General features: G+C 72.9%; 19 protein-coding genes. 5 read left to right on the top strand and 14 right to left on the bottom strand.

Going from position 1 to position 19136, the window contains the following annotated elements:
- Positions 1-3: 3 nt before the first annotated feature.
- On the bottom strand, positions 4-972 hold the full coding sequence (locus AB0B86_RS02195; protein ID WP_357412748.1) for a hypothetical protein: 969 nt from the start codon (positions 970-972) through the stop codon (positions 4-6).
- Between the two features lie 200 nt (positions 973-1172).
- On the opposite strand from AB0B86_RS02195, the gene AB0B86_RS02190 reads away from it, so the two are divergent.
- Entirely contained in the window at positions 1173-1850 is a 678-nt protein-coding gene (locus AB0B86_RS02190; protein ID WP_357412750.1) for a PIG-L deacetylase family protein, read from the top strand.
- Here AB0B86_RS02190 and AB0B86_RS02185 read toward each other — a convergent pair.
- From AB0B86_RS02185 to AB0B86_RS02150, 8 genes are all read right to left on the bottom strand, one after another.
- Positions 1847-2665: an isocitrate lyase/phosphoenolpyruvate mutase family protein gene (locus tag AB0B86_RS02185; RefSeq protein WP_357412752.1), complete on the bottom strand. Its 819-nt coding sequence runs from the start codon at positions 2663-2665 to the stop codon at positions 1847-1849. The two genes, AB0B86_RS02190 and AB0B86_RS02185, sit on opposite strands and share 4 nt — an antisense overlap.
- Positions 2662-3696 (bottom strand): cytochrome P450, encoded by a 1035-nt coding sequence (locus AB0B86_RS02180; RefSeq protein WP_357412754.1) that lies wholly within the window; start codon positions 3694-3696, stop codon positions 2662-2664. Before AB0B86_RS02180 ends, AB0B86_RS02185 begins: the two co-directional genes overlap by 4 nt.
- Positions 3697-3771: 75 nt before the next feature.
- On the bottom strand, positions 3772-4515 hold the full coding sequence (locus AB0B86_RS02175; RefSeq protein ID WP_357412756.1) for a winged helix-turn-helix domain-containing protein: 744 nt from the start codon (positions 4513-4515) through the stop codon (positions 3772-3774).
- Between the two features lie 725 nt (positions 4516-5240).
- Positions 5241-5759: a 2'-5' RNA ligase family protein gene (locus tag AB0B86_RS02170; RefSeq protein ID WP_357412758.1), complete on the bottom strand. Its 519-nt coding sequence runs from the start codon at positions 5757-5759 to the stop codon at positions 5241-5243.
- A gap of 69 nt (positions 5760-5828) precedes the next feature.
- Positions 5829-6284, bottom strand: a complete 456-nt coding sequence (locus AB0B86_RS02165; RefSeq protein WP_357412760.1) for a hypothetical protein — start codon at positions 6282-6284, stop codon at positions 5829-5831.
- The gene (locus tag AB0B86_RS02160; RefSeq protein WP_357412762.1) at positions 6281-6646 is read right to left on the bottom strand and encodes a hypothetical protein; all 366 of its coding nucleotides are present in this window, start codon (positions 6644-6646) and stop codon (positions 6281-6283) included. The genes AB0B86_RS02165 and AB0B86_RS02160 overlap by 4 nt, the downstream gene beginning before the upstream one ends.
- 189 nt (positions 6647-6835) lie before the next feature.
- Positions 6836-7441 (bottom strand): response regulator transcription factor, encoded by a 606-nt coding sequence (locus AB0B86_RS02155; RefSeq protein ID WP_357412802.1) that lies wholly within the window; start codon positions 7439-7441, stop codon positions 6836-6838.
- On the bottom strand, positions 7438-8589 hold the full coding sequence (locus AB0B86_RS02150; RefSeq protein ID WP_357412765.1) for a histidine kinase: 1152 nt from the start codon (positions 8587-8589) through the stop codon (positions 7438-7440). Before AB0B86_RS02150 ends, AB0B86_RS02155 begins: the two co-directional genes overlap by 4 nt.
- Positions 8590-8721: 132 nt before the next feature.
- Between AB0B86_RS02150 and AB0B86_RS02145 the strand changes: the two genes are divergently transcribed.
- Positions 8722-9594, top strand: coding sequence for a DUF6010 family protein (locus AB0B86_RS02145; protein WP_357412767.1), 873 nt, complete (start codon positions 8722-8724; stop codon positions 9592-9594).
- 187 nt (positions 9595-9781) lie between these two features.
- Positions 9782-11527: a DEAD/DEAH box helicase gene (locus AB0B86_RS02140; protein ID WP_357412769.1), complete on the top strand. Its 1746-nt coding sequence runs from the start codon at positions 9782-9784 to the stop codon at positions 11525-11527.
- A gap of 48 nt (positions 11528-11575) precedes the next feature.
- Here AB0B86_RS02140 and AB0B86_RS02135 read toward each other — a convergent pair whose 3' ends face one another.
- The 4 genes from AB0B86_RS02135 to AB0B86_RS02120 form a co-directional block, all read right to left on the bottom strand.
- A complete protein-coding gene (locus tag AB0B86_RS02135; RefSeq protein WP_357412771.1) occupies positions 11576-11980 on the bottom strand; it encodes a DoxX family protein in 405 nt (134 codons plus the stop codon).
- A gap of 132 nt (positions 11981-12112) precedes the next feature.
- Entirely contained in the window at positions 12113-14443 is a 2331-nt protein-coding gene (gene lon, locus AB0B86_RS02130) for an endopeptidase La (protein ID WP_357412773.1), read from the bottom strand.
- A 140-nt stretch (positions 14444-14583) separates the two neighbouring features.
- Positions 14584-15453 carry a manganese catalase family protein gene (locus AB0B86_RS02125; RefSeq protein ID WP_357412776.1) on the bottom strand — a complete coding sequence of 290 codons (870 nt, stop codon included), beginning with the start codon at positions 15451-15453 and terminating at the stop codon, positions 14584-14586.
- An 83-nt stretch (positions 15454-15536) separates the two neighbouring features.
- Positions 15537-16268: a HAMP domain-containing sensor histidine kinase gene (locus tag AB0B86_RS02120; protein ID WP_357412778.1), complete on the bottom strand. Its 732-nt coding sequence runs from the start codon at positions 16266-16268 to the stop codon at positions 15537-15539.
- A gap of 98 nt (positions 16269-16366) precedes the next feature.
- On the opposite strand from AB0B86_RS02120, the gene AB0B86_RS02115 reads away from it, so the two are divergent.
- Both AB0B86_RS02115 and AB0B86_RS02110 read left to right on the top strand, forming a co-directional pair.
- Positions 16367-17014, top strand: coding sequence for a response regulator transcription factor (locus tag AB0B86_RS02115; RefSeq protein ID WP_357412780.1), 648 nt, complete (start codon positions 16367-16369; stop codon positions 17012-17014).
- 101 nt (positions 17015-17115) lie between these two features.
- Positions 17116-17463, top strand: a complete 348-nt coding sequence (locus AB0B86_RS02110) for an Lsr2 family protein (RefSeq protein WP_357412782.1) — start codon at positions 17116-17118, stop codon at positions 17461-17463.
- 127 nt (positions 17464-17590) lie between these two features.
- On the opposite strand, the gene AB0B86_RS02105 is transcribed toward AB0B86_RS02110, so the two are convergent.
- A complete protein-coding gene (locus tag AB0B86_RS02105; protein ID WP_357412784.1) occupies positions 17591-18886 on the bottom strand; it encodes a hypothetical protein in 1296 nt (431 codons plus the stop codon).
- Positions 18887-19136: the final 250 nt, after the last annotated feature.

Genomic DNA, 19136 nt, shown 5'->3' with positions numbered 1-19136 from the left:
GGTTCAGACCCCCATCTCGGCCTCGTACGCGCGGCGTAGCCGGCGCCGGGCGGCGGGCGCGAGGCACAGGTGCCACGCCTGCCCCTCGTCGATCACGTTGATCTCGCCGGCCTCCTGTCGGGCCAGCAGCAGTTCCGCGAGCGCCTGGCGCGCACCGAAGCGTTCGAACCAGCTCAGCTCGACGTCTGCCGAGTAGCCGAGACAGTGCCCGCTGGGCAGCATCGCGGCGTAGCCCAGCCGGCGCAGCCGGTACTGGTGTTCGGCACTGCGGACCAGGCTGGTCACCCACAGCGGTGGGGTGTTCGGCGGCGCGGCGGCGGCGAACTCCCGCGCGAGGTCGTTGAGCAACGCCACCACCTCCCGGCGGGCGCGACGGAACAGCAGTCCGGCGGTCTGCGGGGTGGCGTCCGGGCGCAGTCGGCGTCGCAGGCCGCGGGCGGCACGGCCCAGCAGGGTCGCGGGCTGCTCCTGGTAGCGGAACCGCAGCAGGTCGCGGCGACGCAGCCACTCCAGGTCGACAAGCTCGGCGCTGCCGTTCACCTGGTCGTCGGTGACGAACGTGGGGGCGTCCTGCCACCACAGCACGTCGATGCGGGAGAGCAGGTAGATCCGCACCAGCGCGCTGAGGTCGGCCGCCGAGGTGCGCTCGTTGGGCTGGTAGCGGGCCATCTCCAGCAGCAACGTCTCGCGGGCCCCGATCAGCCCCTGCGGGGTGGCGTCGAGGACTGCGGCCAGCGCCGGCTCCCGTAGCCGCTCGTCGACGAGCACCTGGCGGGCCCGGGTGCTCGCCGCGTCGGCCAGGGCACCGACCTCGATCAGCAGTTCGGCGACGGCGGCCCGGTAGGCGGCCAGGTCGGGCTCGACGGCTGGCCGGCGGCGCGCGGTGCTGCCGGTGGGCCGGCGGCGCGGCGGCGCGGTGGGTGAGACGGGCGAACCAGGTTGCTGTCCCGGACTACGGCTGGGCACTCGCATGACGGGGGTCCCTTCTCCGCTCGCGGCACTGGGTGGATCGCCCTGAAACCCACCGTAATCAGCCGGACTGGGATGGATCGAACAATCCTCCGATTCACCCCTAACGGAGCCGGACCTCGCGCTCACCGCTACGCCGAACGGCGGCACGGGAGGTACCTGCGCGTGATCAGACGCTGACGGATTGCCGCCATACTTCGTCAATGGCTGACGACACCGCACCGACCTCGCTGACGGCGAACGGGGCGAATCCCTTCGCGACGACCACACTGCGCACCGCTCTGGTGATCGTCGCCCACCCGGACGACGAGGCGCTGCTCTGCGGCGGCACCATCGCCCGGATGACCCAGGCCGGGATGGGCGTCCACGTCGCCGCCCTGTCGCACGGGGGGCAGGGCCGGGACAAGGCCTTCGACGCCTGCTGCGAGCTGCTCGGGGCCTCCGGCGAAGTGGGCGACCTGGCCTCCAACGACCTGCGTACCGACGGAGACCTGGTCACCCTCACCGATGCGTTGATCGATGCCCGCCGCCCGGATGTCGTGATCACCCACGGCCCCGGCGCCGGGCAGAACCAGGACCACAACGCGATCTGCCACGCCGTGCGGATCACCGTCAGCCGCAGCCGTCATCCGACGATGCTCCTGCTCGGCCACCCGACCTTCGCCACCACCGACTTCCGACCGACCTTCTTCGTGGACGTCACTGACGTCTGGTGCGCCAAGATGAAGGCGGTCGCCGCGTACCAGCAGATCCTCGACCGGGACTACATGACCGAGGAGTACCTGCGGGTCAAGAGTCGGTGGTGGGCCCAGGTGGCCGGCCTCGACCGAGGGCTGTGCGAGGCCTTCGAGGTGGGCCTGTGGCGTCCCGCACCTGCCTAGCGGCTGTCCCGCTGGCCGGATTCGCCGTCCGCAGGCACCAGGCCCTGCACCTCGGCGTACGACGACAGCCCCGACGCAGCGACGGGCCCGCCCGCCCGGACCGCGTCGGCGGCGGTGACCGCCGCGGCGAGCGCCGCCCGGAACAGCAGCGAGCCGGTGCTGACCCGGGCGGCCCCGGCCCGGCCCAGCTCGTCGAGCGTCGGCCCGCCCGGCTGGTACAGCGCGTTGAGCGGACCGTCGACCCACTCGCTGAGCACGCGCAGCGTCCCCAGGTCGACGGTGCCCGGCACGAAGATCCCGTCCGCGCCGGCGGCCCGGTAGGCCCGGGCCCGGGCCACTGTCTGCGGCAACGGCTCCGGCACCCCCAGCCACCACGTGTCGACGCGGGCGTTGACGAACAGGTCCGGCACCGCCGCCTTCACGGCCGCGACCTTGTCGGCCACGCACTCCGGATCGGCAAGCGTGCCGTCGGCGCGCCCGTCCTCCAGGTTGATCCCGACCACACCCAACCCGGCCAGCTCCGCCACGTACCCGGCGACCGCCGCCGGGTCGTCATCGAACCCGGCCTCGACGTCGACGCTGAGCAGCACCGGCAGGCGGGCCAGCCGACGGGCCAGATCCAGGGTCTCCACGGCGGTGGCCGCGGTGCCGTCGGGCCGTCCTGCGGCGGCGGCGACCCCGAGGCTGGTGGTGCCGATCGCCAGGTGCCCGCGCGCCGCGAGGGCCGCCGCCGACGCGTGGTCCCAGGCGTTCGGCAGTAACAGCGGTCGGCCTGTGTGATGCAGGGCGCGGAACTCCGCACACCGGTCGGTCATCGGACGCTCACCTCCAGGGTCTTCGGCACCGTCAGGGTCGGGTGCGGCTCGTGGCACAGCGGGGCGCCGGTGCGCCGGCAGCGTGCGCGCAGCACGTCGAGCACCCCGGTGGCGAGGGCCAGCGCGTGCCGGTCGCCGGGGCAGCCGCGCTCCCCCGCACCGAAGGTCAGCAGGCCGGCACCGGCACGGCCCGGCCGGAACGCCGCCGGCTCGGCGAACACCGTCGGGTCACGGTTCGCCGCGTCGAAGCGCAGGAGCACCGGGCTGCCCGCCGGCAGTTCCCGCCCGCCCAGTCGCACCGTGCCCACGGTGACCCGCCGGGTCGCCCGTACCGGCGGGTCCAGCCGCAGCACCTCGGCCAGCAGCTCCGCCGTCGGTACCGCCGGCGACGGGCCACCACCCAGCCCGGGCAGCAGGTGGTGGGCGGCGCCGCCGATCAGACCGGCGGTCGCGTCGCACGCCTGGACCAGCAGGCCGATCAGGTTCGCGCGTACCTCCGGCGCGGCCGGCGGCAGCGCCGCCAGCAGCGTCGCGACCGCCCGGTCGGCCCGCCGGACCAGGGCCACGTCAACCCCCGGGTGGTACGCCGCCGCGACGACAGCGACCGCCGTTCCGGCGGCGGCCGGTTCGGCGAGACCGAGCCGCCCGGCCAGCACCCGCAAGGGCACCGACCGGGCCAGTGCACGCATCACGTCGAGGCGGTCGCCGGCCTCGTCCAGGACGGCAGCGGTCCGCTGGGCCGCCTCCTGCCGCAGCTCGCCCGGGTCCAACGTGGTCAGCGCGCCGACCACTATCGACCGGCGCTCGGCGTGTCGGGGCGGCTCGCTGAACCTGCTCACCGAGGCACGCAGCCAGGCGAGCGTGCCGGGCGGACCGCTGTCGACAGCGGGAACCCGAAACGCCGGGTCGGTGAGCGCCGCCCGCACGTCCGCGTGCCGCGTAACCCACCAACCGCGCTCCGGCGCGAACGAGGGTGGGCCGCACTGCGGTGTTCCGGCGGCGGGTGGGAGGTCGGGCCAGGTGTCAGTCACGGCTCGACGGTAGGACCGGGATCGTTCGGTCCGCGCCGAACGATCCCGCCCCGGCCGACGGGCCCGGCCGACGGGTCAGGCGCGGCCGCTGGCGGGTGCCGGGGACGGGGCGGGCGCGAGGGCGGCCGTAGGGACGTCCAGGGACTCGGCGAGGGCGGTGCGACCGGCCGGGGTGAGCCGGACCGCGCGACCGGTGCCCGGGGTGATCCAGCCCAGGTCGGTGAAGCGGCCGCACAGCGCCGCGCCGAGCGCTCCGGCCAGGTGCGGGCGCCGCTCGGTCCAGTCCAGACAGTCGCGGACCACCGGGCGTCGAGCGGCGCGCAGGGCAGTCACCGGTACGCCCAGCTCGCCCGCCCACGCCCAGCCCGCGGCGGTCACCGTCAGGCCGCTGGAGCGGTCCAGTCGTCCGTCGGCCACCAGCGCGTCGTACATCAACACACCCAACCGCCCGGCCAGGTGGTCGTAGCAGGTCCGGGCGTACGCCAGGGCGGCGCTGACCACTGACGCGCGCAACGACCCGGACGGGGTCGGTGCGGCCGGCGCGTGCCCGGCCAGCTCCTCGATCAGCCGGGCCACCGACGGCCCGGCCAGCCGCAGGTAGCGGTGGCGGCCCTGCCGCTCCTCGACCAGCAGGCCGCCGTGCACCAGTCGGGTGAGGTGGTCGCTTGCCGTCGAGGGCGCGACCCCGGCCCGCCGGGCCAGCTCGCCGGCCGTCCAGGCCCGGCCGTCGAGCAACGCCAGACAGATACCGGCCCGGGTGCCGTCGGCCAGCAGGCCCGCCAGCTCGGCCATCGCGCGGCCCTGGGTGCCATCACTCATGCCGTCATCATCGCCCCGACGGGCGGCGCACCGATCTTCCGGGTCCGGCGCGCGCCGGACAGCCGCGTCGCCCGCTCACTGACGACCACCGGCCCGACGAGCGTGGCGTTCCGCGGCCGCATGCCACCAGGCGGGCGGGCTCGGGTTGGCGGCCGTCGCGGTCGGCTGGTCCGGGTGCAGGCCGAGTCCGCGCAGCGCAGCAGCCTGGACACGGATGCCGACCCAGCCGTGCCATCGACCGTCATCGCGGACACCACAACTCAGATCGACGGCGATCGCGTCCGCCACGAAGGGCATCCAGTCGATGCCCCGATCACGCAGTCACGCGCGTACGGCCGCCGTCGGTTGCGGGCAGCCCCGGGCGTTCGGATAGGTAATGATGGTGACCCACCCCGTGTCCACAGCGTCCATGGCGACCATGATCCCCCAATGTCTGCCAGCGCCGAAAGAGGGGATCCGCACCGCGCTCGTTTCCGTGAGCGGCTCCGGTCGGGCATCTCCTCCCCCGCAGGCACCGCAGGTGGGACTGGCCGTACCGGTCGTCGGTGCCGGACCGGTCCGAGCCGAGCAGATACGGGGCCAGGTAGTAGTCCTGACCCACCAGGCCGAGCGACAGCCGCCCGCAGAAGCAGCACTGCTCCGGGACACCGGCGTCGCGCAGCTGACCGTCGTGGGAGTCGATGTTCCGCACCCGGATCCCCCGCTCGGCCGACGACGCGCCGACCCTAGCGGAGGCGGGTCAACGGCGTCACCGTCCGGTCCGTTCCGTCGTAGCTGCGGGCGGCGGAGAACTCCCCCGTCGGGCGTTGCCCACCGGCGACGGCGCGGGCCACCCGCAGGTCCGCGTCGCGGAACCGCAGGGCCAGGCTCAGGTGCGGCACCCACACCCCCGGAGCGTGCCACGGGCGGTGCCCGTCGGCCTCGGCGAGGACGTCCCAGACGGCGGCGTGCAGCCGGGTGAGCGCCGGCGTCGGCCGGACCAGCCACACCAGCGGGGCGCTGCCGTCGAGCACCACGACGCGGTCGAGCGTGACCGGCACCGGCAGTGCGGCGTCGAACAACTCGGCCAGGCGGTACGCGGCCCCGGGCGGGAACTCGTCGACGGCGGCGAGGGTCAGGTGCGGCCGGTTGGTCGGGTGGATGTTGCGCGCCAGGCTGGGCAGCCCGGCGGCCACCAACCGCTGCCAGACCGCCCGGACCGCGGTTTCCAACCCGGGCGAGCAGACCAGTTCGACGGTACGCACGCGCTCACGCTATCCGGACGGCCCGGTCGGCTCCGGACGCTGGCGCCACAGCGCTGCCGCGTCGTCCGCTCAGGCGAAGAAGATCTCATCGGGGACGACCGTGTCACCAGGCTCCGCCAACAACGGGGACGGGGCAGCCGGCGGAACCCCGACCTCGGCCCAGTAGACCCGGCCGGCCACGACATAGTCAGTGCTCCGGTCGTGGTGGAGGAGGAACATCTTCCCGTACGGCCACCGCACCCCGACGCGTTCCTCCTCGGCGGCCTGCTGCTCGGCGGACGCCACCCGGAGCGCGAACTGGCGGCACACGTCGGGCACGCAGATCCGGGAGACATCGCGGAACACCACGTCCAGCACCCGGAGTTCGTCGTCCTCCTCCTGGTCGCCGATGATGCCCCGCAGGTGCAGCGTGCTGTGGCCGACGGCCATCGCCCACGGCTTGACCACCCCGTCGATCCGCAGGGGCAGATCTCCGTGGACGATCCTCGGCCCGCCGAACTGACGCCGCCAGTCGGCGCCGTTCACCACTGCTCCGAGAGTCGTTCGAGCTGCTCGATGCCCAACCGGGGCGGATTCCAGCCGAGGGCCTGCGCGTGGTGCAGAAAGTCTGCCGGAAGCCCGACCCGGTACCTCTGCACGTAGTACGGGAGGTCGCTGGGCCACGACCAGTCACCGTCGGTGAGGATGGCGAGGGGCGCGATCTCCGGCCGTGCCGGGTCCAGCTCGTCGTACGCGTAGCAGGCCGCCGCGGCGAGCGGCGCGCCGCCGGTGAGATACCGGACGGCCGGGGCGACAAGGTGCTGGGGCAGTTCGCCTCGGGCGTCGCGCAGGCTGCGCCCCGACGAATCCCCGTGCGGCAGTTCGGTGAAGTAGCCGACGTATCGCAATCGAACCCTCCCCGCTCCGGCGACGGCCCAGCGACCCTATCCGAGCGACCGACCGCTCCACGCCAGCCGGGCGTTCCGCGACGCCCGGGCCGATCGGGGCCGCGGCCCCCTCGTCACCGGGTTCGGCGCAGTGCGACGTCCTGGCCGGACACGGGGTTGACGCCGCCCGCGACCCGGGGACCGGCCGGCTCAGAGCCAGCCGTTGTCCCTGGCGGCGCGGACCGCCTCGGCCCGGTCGGCCGCGCCGAGCTTCTGCACGGCCGCGGAGAGATGGTTGCGAACGGTGCCGGTGGACAGGTGCACCCGGCGGGCGATCACCGCGACCGGCGCGCCGAACTCGGCCAGCCGCAGCGTCTCCAACTCCCGAGGCGTCAGCGGGCACGCGGGCAGGGTCAGCGCGTCGGCGGCCAGCGACGGGTCCACGTACCGCCCGCCGGCGTGCACCCGGCGGATCACGTCGGCCAGCGCGCCACCGGGCGAGCCCTTGGGCACGAAGCCCCGCGCCCCGGCGGTCAGCGCCTGGCGCAGGTGCCCCGGGCGGCCGTGCCCGGTCAACACGACGACCGCGCACTCGGGACGCACCCGGGCCAGCTCCGCGGCGACGGCGATGCCGTCCAGGCCCGGCATCTCCAGATCCACGACGGCGACGTCCGGGCGGTGCGCCAGCGTCGCGGTGACCGCCGTGGACCCGTCGGCGGCCTGGGCCACCACGTCGATGTCCGGTTCGAGGCCGAGCAACGCGGCGACCGCGACCCGGATCAGGTCCTCGTCGTCGGCCAGCAGGACCCGGATCACCACGGCACCGGCACTGTCGCCTCAAGTGTGAACACCCGCTCCTCCCGGCGGACCCGCAACTCTCCCCCGATCGCGGCCAGCCGGTCGGCCAGACCGCGCAGACCGTGGCTGTGCTCGTCCGGGCCGCTGTCGTCGACCCCGTCGTTGGCGATCGTCATCCTGGCCCTCTTCTCGTCCCGGTCGATGTGGATCCGGCACCACTCGGCCCGGCTGTGCCGCAGCACGTTGGTGCCCGCCTCGCGCAGCACCGCCGCCAGTTCGGTGGCGGCCGGCTGGGGCAGGTCGACACGTGGCGGCACCGTGCACCGCACCCCACAGGAGCGCAGCACGTCCGCCACGGCCGCCAGTTGCTCAGCGAGGTCGACGGCCCGGTAGCCGTGCACGCTCTCGCGGACCTCGGTGAGCGCGGAGGCGGCCAACCGTTGCACCTCGGTGGCCTCCCGCCCGGCCCGCTCCGGGTCGACCGGTGCGAGCCGCGCGGCGAGTTCGGCCTTCAACGCGATCACGGTGAGGCTGTGCCCCAGCACGTCGTGCACGTCGCGGGCGAAGCGCAGCCGCTCCTCGGCGGCGGCCAGCCGGGCCTGGGCGGCCTGCCCCTGCCGGGCCTCCACCAGCAGGTCCCAGAACCAGACCTGGAACCAGTTGACAGCCGCCGCCCCCACGCCGAAGCCACCGGTCACGGCAAGGGACCGCCCCACGGACCCGCCGGTCCACCACGCCACCGCCGCCGACACGAGCAGGGTGCCGGCGGTGACCGCCAGCGCGCCCGGGAGGCGGACCAGCAGGGGGGCCATGCCGACCAGGGCGGCGCCGATCCACGCCCAGGTCGGCCAGACCCCGGCCGCGACCGGAGCCACCAGCGGCACTGTCAGCGCCGCCACGACGACCAGGCCGACCTGGGCGCGACGCCGCCACCGTTGCGCGAGCCAGGGGGTGACCGCCGCGTACAGCACAGCGGTCTGGCCGCCCGTGAAGACGAGGATCCCCACCGCGCCGAGCGCGACGCGGCCGGTCGACGGTTCCCGGGTCAGGCCTACCGCGGGCAGCAGCACAGTCGCCCACACGCCGGTGGCCAGCGACAGCAGGGTCGCCCGCCGAGCCCGGTGCAGCCGGCGGTCCGCCCGGGGGGTCACCGCCTCGCTCGCCACGCACCGATCCTAGGACCGCCCGTCACCCGGTCCACCCATGCGAGATGTCACGGTCGGACCGTGCGGTCCGCACGGTTTTCCGGTGACGGACGAGCCTGCCGACCGCGCCGGGACACCGGCAGGGTCAACGGCATGGAAAACACACGGGTGTACGCGGACAGCATTGTCGTACCACCGCCTGGGCCGCTGCCGGCAGTGCCCGGCGCCGGCACGCGGCGGCTGTGGTGGCATCTCGCCGAGATGGCACTGGCGATGGTCGTCGGGATGGTGCTGCTCGGGCCCCTGTGGGACGTGGCCGGCACCCTGCTCGGGCTCACCGGGACGCTGGGTCGCCCGGACGTCGCCGCGCTGGTGATGGCCACGAACATGACGGTCGGGATGACGGTGTGGATGCGCTACCGGGCGCACCACTGGCGTGGTGTCGTCGAGATGGCCGCGGCGATGTACGTGCCGTTCCTGTTGGTGCTCGCACCGTTCTGGGCCGGCCGGCTGGATGCCGACGCCCTGATGCTCGGTGGTCACCTACTGATGGTGCCGGCGATGGTGCTGGTGGCGGTGCGCCACCGGCACGAGACGCCGGTGGCGGTACGCCGGCATCCGGTAGTGGTGGCGCTGGCCCACCGCTGGCCGACCGGGCTGGCGCTGCTGGTGACGGTGGACATGTGGCTCGACCCGACGGTGCTCAACCCGTGGACGATGCTGGTGCTGCCCGGCGGGTACCTGCTGATCGGCCTGGTCCGACGCACCCTGCACGGGCCGGGCGTGCTCGCCACCCAACTCGTCGGCCTGGCCGTCTGGGTCGCGGTGACGCTTGTCGCGGTCGGGGTCGGGGGGCGGACGGCGGCGTGGCTGGTGGCGCTCGGCTGGCTGGTGCACGCCGGGTGGGACGTGGTCCACCACCGCACCGGCCGGGTGGTGCCGCGCTGGTACACGGAGACGTGCATCGTGCTCGACACGACGCTCGGGGGCATCATGATCCTGGCAATCCTGACCGGCGCCGTCTGACGGCGCCGCCCGCCGGGGCCGAACGGGCACGCTTCGCGCAAGAATGCTGAAACTGCTGCCTCAGGAGTCGCGGAGGCAGCAGTTTCACAGTTGTCGCGTGGGTCCGGTGGGGGTGCCGGTGGGCGCTTGTCGCGCTCTTGTGGCGGTCGGCGCAACGGCCCGGACGGCGTGATGAAAGGCTTGGCACATGAGTTCCGCACCTGCACAGCACGACGCACCGACCGACGCACCGATCGACGCCACCCCCGGCGGCACCGACGAGGTGAGCGCCTTCACCGAGCTGGGGCTGCGCGCCGAGCTGCTGGGCGCCCTCGCCGCCCTCGGGTACGAGGAGCCGACCCCCATCCAGCGGGAGGCGATCCCGCCGCTGCTGGAGGGTCGGGACCTGCTGGGTCAGGCGGCCACCGGCACCGGCAAGACGGCGGCCTTCGCGCTGCCGCTGCTGAACCTGATGACGCCGCACCGCCGTGACGGCGACCCGGTGGCGCTGGTGCTGGTGCCCACCCGGGAGTTGGCGGTGCAGGTCTCCGAGGCGTTCCACCGCTACGGCAAGGACCTGGGTGCGCGGGTGCTGCCGATCTACGGTGGGCAGCCGATCGGACGGCAGTTGCGGGCCCTGGACAGCGGCGTCGACGTCGTGGTGGCCACCCCCGGCCGGGCCCTGGACCACATCGCCCGGGGCACCCTGCGCCTCGGTGGGCTGGCCACTGTGGTGCTCGACGAGGCCGACGAGATGCTCGACATGGGCTTCGCCGAGGACATCGAGGCGATCCTGGAGCACGCTCCGGCGCAGCGTCAGACGGTGCTCTTCTCGGCCACCATGCCGTCGCGCATCGACGGGATGGCCCGCCAGCACCTGCGCGAGCCGGTCCGGATCGAGATCGGTCGGGAGCAGCCGGTCGCCGGTGAGGCGCCCCGGGTGCGCCAGAGCGCGTACATCGTGACCCGGGCGCACAAGCCTGCCGCGTTGGGTCGGGTGCTGGACGTCGAGTCGCCCACCGCGGCGATCGTGTTCTGCCGCAGCCGGGAGGAGGTCGACCGGCTGACCGAGACGATGAACGGGCGGGGTTACCGCTCCGAGGCGCTGCACGGCGGGATGAGCCAGGAGCAGCGCGACCGGGTGATGGGCCGGCTGCGGGCGGGCACCGCCGACCTGCTGGTGGCCACCGACGTCGCGGCGCGTGGGCTGGACGTCGAGCAGCTCACCCACGTGGTCAACTACGACGTGCCGTCCGCCCCGGAGTCGTACGTGCACCGGATCGGGCGGGTGGGCCGGGCCGGCCGCGAGGGCGTGGCGATCACCCTCGCCGAGCCGCGTGAGCACCGGATGCTCAAGACCATCGAGCGGGTGACCGGCCAGCGGATCACCATCGACAAGATCCCCACCGTGGCCGACATGCGCACCCGCCGGTTGGAGCTGACCCAGGCGGCGCTGCGGGAGAGCCTGCTGGAGGACGACCTCGACCCGTACCGGGTGATCGTGGAGACGCTCACCGACGAGTTCGACCTGATGGAGGTCGCCCTCGCCGCCGTGAAGCTGGCCCACGAGGTGACCTCGCCGGGCTCCGACGACGAGGAGGAGATCCCGCAGGTGCCGGTACGCGGACCCCGCGAGGGTCGTCCGGAGTCCGGCGGCCGGGGCGGCGACCGGCGGGGTGGGGGGCGTTCCCGCTCCGGCGGTGGCAACACCGTCCAGGTCTTCGTCGGCCTGGGCCGGCGGGCCGGGGTGCGCCCGCAGGATCTGGTCGGCGCGATCACCGGGGAGACCGGGATCCGGGGCCGCGACATCGGCTCGATCGAGATCGCCGACCGGTTCTCGCTGGTGGAGGTGCCGCAGGGGGTGGCCGACGAGGTGATCTCCGGGCTGCGGCAGAGCACGATCAAGGGCCGCAAGGCCACGGTGCGCCGCGACCGCGGCGGCGACGAGCGCTGAGCGCGCCGCCGGCGACCGCCGGGGTACGACGGTCGCCGGCGCTGCGGATCAGAAGGAGTACGGGCCGAACCGGCCCCACGCCACCACTGCGGCGAGCACGAGCAGCACCGCGCAGGTGATCGCGCCCTGGATCTCGGTCCGCCGCCCCTGCGGCGTGTCCTGCTTCTTCAGGTCACGCAGGTGCACCAGGATGCCGCCGACCATGACGATGACCAGCCCGGTGGCGGCGAGCGGGGTGAGCACTGTGGCGATGCCGGTGAGCGGGGGCAGCACCAGCCCGACGGCGGCCAGCAGCTCGACCGCGCCGAGCGCCTTGACCTGGGTCGGCGGCACCGGGTCCACCCACCGCATCATCTCGCGCAGCTTGTCCTTGGGCTGGGTCAGCTTGGCGAAGCCGGCGCCGGCAAAGACGACGGCGAGCAGGATCTGGATGATCCAGAGCACCAGGTTCACGGGGGTTCCTCCAGGGGGCCGCCTCGCGGCGGAGAGGTAGTTGACGCTTCACGCGGCACAGTAGACCTCTGCCCACGTACCGGAGGACCCCCGCCGGCTGCGCAGCCGGCGGGGATCCCTGTGATCGCAGCGTCAGACCGTGAAGAGCGCCGGACCGTCAAGCGCCTCGACGTCGGCCGGGCGCAGCGCCAGGGCGAGCACGTCGGCCACGTCGGCCAGGGTGTGCACGGTCAGCGCCTCACGCACCTCGGCCGGCAGGTCGTCCAGGTCCGGCTCGTTGCGGGCCGGGATGATGACCTCGGTGAGGCCGGCCCGGTGCGCGGCGAGCAGCTTCTGCTTCACCCCACCGATCGGCAGCACCCGTCCGGAGAGCGTCACCTCGCCGGTCATCCCGAACTCGGGGCGGACCGGGCGGCCGGTGACAAGCGACGCCAGGGCCGTCACCATGGTGATGCCGGCGCTCGGGCCGTCCTTGGGCACCGCGCCCGCCGGGAAGTGGACGTGGATCCGGCGTCCGGCCAGGACGTTCGGGTCGATGCCGAACCGCCGCCCGTTGGAGCGCAGGTACGACAGGGCGATGTGCGCCGACTCCTTCATCACGTCGCCGAGCTGACCGGTCAGGGTCAGCCCCGGCTCGCCCTCCATGCTTGTCGCCTCGATGAACAGCACGTCCCCACCCGCGCCGGTGACGGCGAGGCCGGTGGCCACACCGGGCACCGCCGTACGCTCGGCCGACTCCGGGGTGAACTTCGGCCGTCCCAGGTAGGTGGCGAGGTTGTCGGTGCCGACGCGTACCGGCGTCGGGTCGGTCGCCAGTGCCACCGCCACCTTGCGCAGGATCTTGGCCAGGCCACGTTCCAGCTGCCGGACACCGGCCTCCCGGGTGTACTCCCCCGCGATCAGCGCCAGTGCCTCGTCGGCGATCTCCACCTCGTCGGCGGTCAGCCCGGCCCGCTCCCGCTGCCGGGGCAGCAGGTGGTCCCGGGCGATGGCGACCTTCTCGTCCTCGGTGTAGCCGTCCAGCATGACCAGCTCCATCCGGTCCAGCAGCGGGCCGGGGATGGACTCCACCACGTTGGCGGTGGCCAGGAACAGCACGTCGGACAGGTCGAGGTCGACCTCCAGGTAGTGGTCCCGGAAGGTGTGGTTCTGCGCCGGGTCGAGCACCTCCAGCAGGGCGGCGGCCGGGTCACCGGCGTAGCCGGCGGCCAGCTTGTCCACCTCGTCGAGGAGCACTACCGGGTTCATCGAGCCGGCCTCGCGCAGCGCCCGGACGATCCGGCCGGGCAACGCCCCCACGTAGGTGCGCCGGTGACCGCGGATCTCGGCCTCGTCGCGGACACCGCCGAGGGAGACCCGGACGAAGTTGCGCCCCAGCGCCCGGGCCACTGACTCGCCGAGGCTGGTCTTGCCCACTCCGGGAGGACCGGCCAGGGCGAGCACCGCGCCGGAGCCGCGACCGCCGACCACACCGAGGTTGCGCTCCGCGCGCCGGTTGCGCACCGCCAGGTACTCCAGGATGCGGTCCTTCACGTCGGCCAGGCCGGCGTGGTCGGCGTCGAGCACCTCCCGGGCCGCGCCCAGGTCGGTGTTGTCCTCGGTACGCGTGCCCCACGGCATTTCCAGCACGGTGTCCAGCCAGGTGCGGATCCAGCCCGCCTCCGGGGAGGCGTCGCTGGCCCGCTCCAGCTTGCCGACCTCGCGCATGGCCGCCTCGCGGACCTTCTCCGGCAGTTCGGCGGCCTCGACCCGGGACCGGTAGTCGGCCGAGCCGTCCGGCTCGTCCTCACCCAGCTCCTTGCGGATCGCGGCGAGCTGCTGGCGCAGCAGGAACTCCCGCTGGGACTTCTCCAGGCCCTCGCGGACGTCACTGTTGATCTGCTCGGTGACCTCCTGCTCGGCCAGGTAGTCCTTCACCCAGCCGACAAGTAGCTCCAGTCGGGAGGTGACGTCCGGCGCGGCGAGCAGCTCGATCTTCTGCTCCAGGGTCAGCCACGGCGCGTAACCGGCCGAGTCGGCCAACTCGGACAGGTCGGTCATCCGCTCCACCGCGTCGATGACCTGCCAGGCACCCCGCTGTTGCAGGACTGAGGTCACCAGGGCGCGGTACTCGCGGGCGAGTTCGCGGGCCTTGCCGGCGTAGGCGGGTTCGTCGAGTTCGGTCGCCTCGACCCAGAGCGCGGCGCCGGGGCCGGGCACGCCGGAGCCGATCCGGGCCCGGGACAGGCCACGGATGACGGCGGCGGGCTCGCCCTCGGGCAGCCGGCCGACCTTCTCGATGGTGGCGACCACGCCGACCGGGCCGTACTCGCCGTCGATGCGGGGCACGGCGAGCAGCTTGCGGTCGCCGGTCGCGCGGGCGGCGTCGATGGCGGCCTGGGTGGACGGGTCGAGGGTCACCGGGATGACCATCCCGGGCAGCAGCACGGCGTCGGTCAGTGGAAGTACCGGAAGAGTTGCCATGGAACACCTGCCATCACGTTGACTTGAGCGTGTCTGGCTCAAGTAACAAAGCGTTCCCCTTGTTCCGGACTGTGACCCAGACCACTTGACCGGGGGTCCGGCGGGCCCCCTCGAACCGGTGGGAGGCCCGCCACGGCATCTCAGGTGAGCTTGTTCTTGACCGTGTTCACCACCGAGCCGGCGACACCCGGGTTGGTGCCGTACAGGCGCGGGTCCCCGGGCGGCAGCACCGGCTCCGGGGCGTTCGCCCGCGGGCTGTCGCCGTACCGGAACTCGCCCTTACCGTCCGGGGCGGGCCCGGACGCCCAGCGTCCCTGCGAGGCGTCGGTACCCGAGGAGAAGCTCAGGTAGGTGTAGCCGAACTCCTCGGTGAACTCGTCGGAGTCCGGGAATGCCTCGGGCACCGGCATGTCCTCCAGGCCATCCTCCTTGAGCTGCTCGATCGCCGCCAGCCACATGTTCTGGTGCATGGTGTCGCGGGCCAGCAGGAAGCGCAGCATCTGCTTGACGCCGGGATCGTCGGTCATGTTGAACAGCCGGGCGACCTGGAGCCGACCCTGCGCCTCCGCGGTGACGTTGAGCTGGAAGTCGGCAAGCAGGTTGCCGCTCGCGGTGACGAACGAGCCGTTCCACGGCACCCCGTTGGAGTCGGCGGGCAACGCCCCTCCACCACCATGGATGAAGTGCGCCGGGTTCGACGCGGCGAAGACCGCCGCACCCCCGGGGTTGGCCGCAACGCCCTCCGCCGGCGACAGCGGCGCGTTGTCCAGCAGTCGAGTGATCATCGTGACGATCATCTCGACGTGGCCCATCTCCTCGGTGCCGACGTCGAGCAGCAGATCCTTGTACTTGCCGGGCAACCGGCAGTTCCAGCCCTGGAAGAGGTACTGGTTGGCAACTGTCATCTCGCCCCACTTGCCGCCCAGGACCTCCTGCAACCGGCGGGCGAACGCGGCGTCCGGACCGTCCGGCTTGGCCTCGAACTGCAGATCCTTGACATGACTGAACATCTGACCTCCTCAGTACCGGAAAGCTGACAGCGAGGCGTCCCCCTTCCGGTGACCCGGTCGGGCCGAGCCGCGTCCCCCCGGGGTCAGACCATCGGCCGCGCCACGGGCAGCAGGACCTCCAGCGCCACACCGCGCGGCCGCAGTCGGTGCACCCGCAGCGTCCCCCCATCCCTCGCCACGAGTTGCCGCACGATCCACAACCCCAACCCGGACATCCCGACGGACGGCACCGGACGACGCAGCGCCGCCAGCAGCGCGTCGTCCACCCGCCCCTCGTCGGTGACCAGGATGCTCAGGCCGGGACCACGCAGCGCGGCGTAGAGCCCGACCTGCCCCTCGGCCGGCCCGTGCCGCAGCGCGTTCTCCACCAGGTTGACAAGCACCTGACGGGTCCGCCCGCCGGGCACCGGCCAGGAGGCCGCCCGCCGGGTGGCCCGGGCACGCCGCCGACCGGCCGGCACCAGCGCGACGGCCTCGCGCAGGATGCCCTCCAGCGGCACTACCGGCTCCGGTCCGGGAGCCAGCGCCAGCGCGCCGGTGCCGGCGGTCGCGTCACGCAGCAGGCTCTGCAGGTGCGCAGCCTGGTCACGGGCCAACTCGGTGATCGCCCGCCGGTCCGCGCCGGTCAGCTCGCGACGCTCGTCGGCCAGCGCGCGGGTCAGCGAGGTCAGGTTACTGATCGGCGTCCGGAACTCGTGACACAACACCCGTAACAGCAACTCGGGATCGCCTCCCGGAAGCCGCAGGTCAGTCGAGCACGTCTCGATTCTGCGCAACCCTCGCAGCAGACCCCGCAGACCCTGGCGTGCGCGCATCCACCCGACTCCCCTCGTTCGGTGCGTACCCGCATGATCCGTACCCGCTGGGGAACGGCGCAGACATGCCGGGAGCCGCCACCATCCGACTCGTTGTCGTGGACGATCACCCCCTCTTCGTCCGCGGGCTGGAGTTGCTGCTCCCGATCACCACCGACGGCCGGGCCGAGGTGGTCGCCTCGACCGGCGACGCCGCCGCCGCAGCCGCGCTGACCAACAACTGGCGGCCCGACCTGGCCCTGGTCGACCTGCACATGCCGGCTCCCGGCGGGGTCCGGGCGGTGGCCGCGATCCGGCGGACCACCCCACGGGTACGGGTGGTGGCGATGTCCGGTTCCGTCGACCCCGGCCCAGCGCTGGAGGCGCTGCGGGCCGGCGCCGAGGGATTTCTGCCGAAAACCAGCGAACCCGAGGAACTGCTGCCCCCACTGCTGGCCGTCCTCGACGGCTGGGCGGTGCTGCCCGCCGAGTTGCTGCGAGCCATGCTGCGGCCCACCCACGCCCCGTCAGTCGACCTCGACGCTGAGGAACGGCGGCTGCTGCGGGCAATCGCGGCCGGCCGCACGAGCGTCGACATCGCCGAAGAACTGCACGTCTCGGAACGGACCGTGAAACGGATGACCGCCGCGTTGCTGCGCAGGTTGCGGGTGTCCAACCGGTCCGAGGCGGCCGCCGTGGCCGGGCACAGCGGCCTCCTCGACGATTGCGGCCCCGTCCAACGAGCCCATTCACGGTTTTCTCGGTAACGGAATCACGACGCGCCGAATGGTTGGCATATTGTTGCGGATTACCGGGGTGATAGGTCAGACTTTGGACACATCCCGCCGCACACAGGGAGTAATCGGCAATGGCGAGAAAAGTAATCACGGTCCTGACCGACGACCTCGACGGCGGCAAGGCCGACCGGACGGTCGAGTTCAGTCTCGACGGAGTGGCCTACACGATCGACGTCTCGGACGAAAATGCCGGCGTCTTGCGCAAGGCACTGGATCCGTACATCAATGCGGGTCGGCGGATCGGGCGCGGCCCGGTGGAGAGCACCCGATCGATCCGGCGGCCGGGGCGACCCACCGGGGCCGGAATGGATCGGGAGCAGAACCGGGCCATCCGGGAATGGGCCGTCAACAACGGCTACAAGATTTCCGAGCGGGGCCGGATCCCGGTAGAGGTCGTCGAGGCGTACAAGGCGCGCTGACGCGCGAGTAGCCAAACGGGGTCCCGCTGTGCTGGCGGGACCCCGTCGGGTTGTCCCGGCACGAAACGGTGGTGGCCGGTCACCCGGGTTGTCGCCCGGGTGACCGGCCACCGCCGGCGCAGATGGATCAGTTGACGTCGATACGCACCGAGTCGAACGCGGGCGTCTGGTTGGCCCGCTCCATCATCGGCAGGCGGTGCGAGCCGTCGCCGGCCCAGACCGAGCACTGCGCGGTCCCCGACTCCGGTAGGCCCGGAATCTGGATCGTCACCTCGTCGGGCTGGGCACCACCGCGGCCGTCCTCGGTCGCGACGAAGAAGGCGGGCACCTCCTGCGGCTCCGGCGGGGTGGTCAGGCTGTCAAGCATCCGGCACGCGGTGTGGAAGTGGCCGCGGACCAGGCCCTGGTCGTTGAGCAGCGAGCTCTCCACGTAGTAGCCGCCCTGCCCGGCCGCCAGGAAGCGGTCCCGGACCAGGTTGCGGGTGCTGACCCGGAGGGTGAATGCCTGGTTGCGACCGACCTGGTCGGGGAACTGGGTGATCAGCAGGGACGGGTTGTTGGCGGCCGCGCCGACCTCACCGAACTCGGTGCTCACGCAGCGGTTGCCGAGTTGGAAACCGTCGTGCGGCTGGAGCCGGCTCTCGTCGCAGTCGTTGGCCAGCACGCCGAGCCCGGCCCCGGGAGCGTTGCCGCCACCGTTGTTACCACCACCGTTGTTACCACCACCGTTGTTACCGCCACCGTTGGTGGGGCCACCGCCGTTGCTGCCGCCGCCGTTGGTGGGGCCACCGCCGTTGCTGCCACCGCCGTTGCCGGTCGGCTGCACCTGACAGTCGGCGAGCTGGGCGAGACCCTGCGGCCGGGGCCCGAAGCGGTCGATCGCTGTCGTCATCCGGTCCAGCACGGCGCGCCGCTTGTCCCGCAGCGGCTGCAGGATGGCGCTGCGGACGAACGCCTCTCCCTTGTTGCCCTCGGCGGCCAGCCGGCGGTCCGCCTCGGCGATCTGGGCCTGCAACTGGGCGAGACCGCGGTCCACCTCGGCCCGCGCCTGGGCCGGCACCTGCGGCAACTTCGCCGACACATCCGGGCAGGCGATGGCCGTGCCGGTGCCCACCGTGCCGTCCTTGCCGTCCTCACACTCGGGTACCGTCTGCTGCCCGTCACCCCAGTGATTACGCACCCAGCGACCGTTCTGCCAGGTCCGGCTGGTCGAGGTGCCACCAGCCGGGGCGGTCGAACCCGGGCTCGGTTCCACGCACTGCCCGGAAACCGGACGCGGCGTATTTGTCCGCCGGTCCTGGGCCGACGAAATCTGGGTCACGGCGACGACTCCGCCGAAGACCACGAGCGTGCCGACAACCGCCAGCAGACGCTTGCTCCGCGCGTTGCCGGATGACCGGCGCGCCCGTGTGGACCTGCGCATCGAATTGCTCTCCTTCTCGATCCGGTAGTGGATTCCTGCCCTCGGCGGACCGACGGATGTGAGGTGGCACGCCACGGCGGTGAACACCGTGACCTACCCGGGTATTGCGTCGATGGCCGACGATGCCCTTTCCGCACCGTCTCCCGCGCCCGGTGGACGCGGATGGGGAGATCCTGTTCGTTCGCGCAGGAGTACGGGACCGCGACGGGGAAGGTTCAACGCGCGCACAGAAAATTGCTCCGCGTCCGAA

The sequence above is a fragment of the Micromonospora sp. NPDC049047 genome, from assembly GCF_040649135.1.
GTDB lineage: Bacteria > Actinomycetota > Actinomycetes > Mycobacteriales > Micromonosporaceae > Micromonospora.
This window is presented reverse-complemented; position numbering and strand designations above follow the sequence as displayed.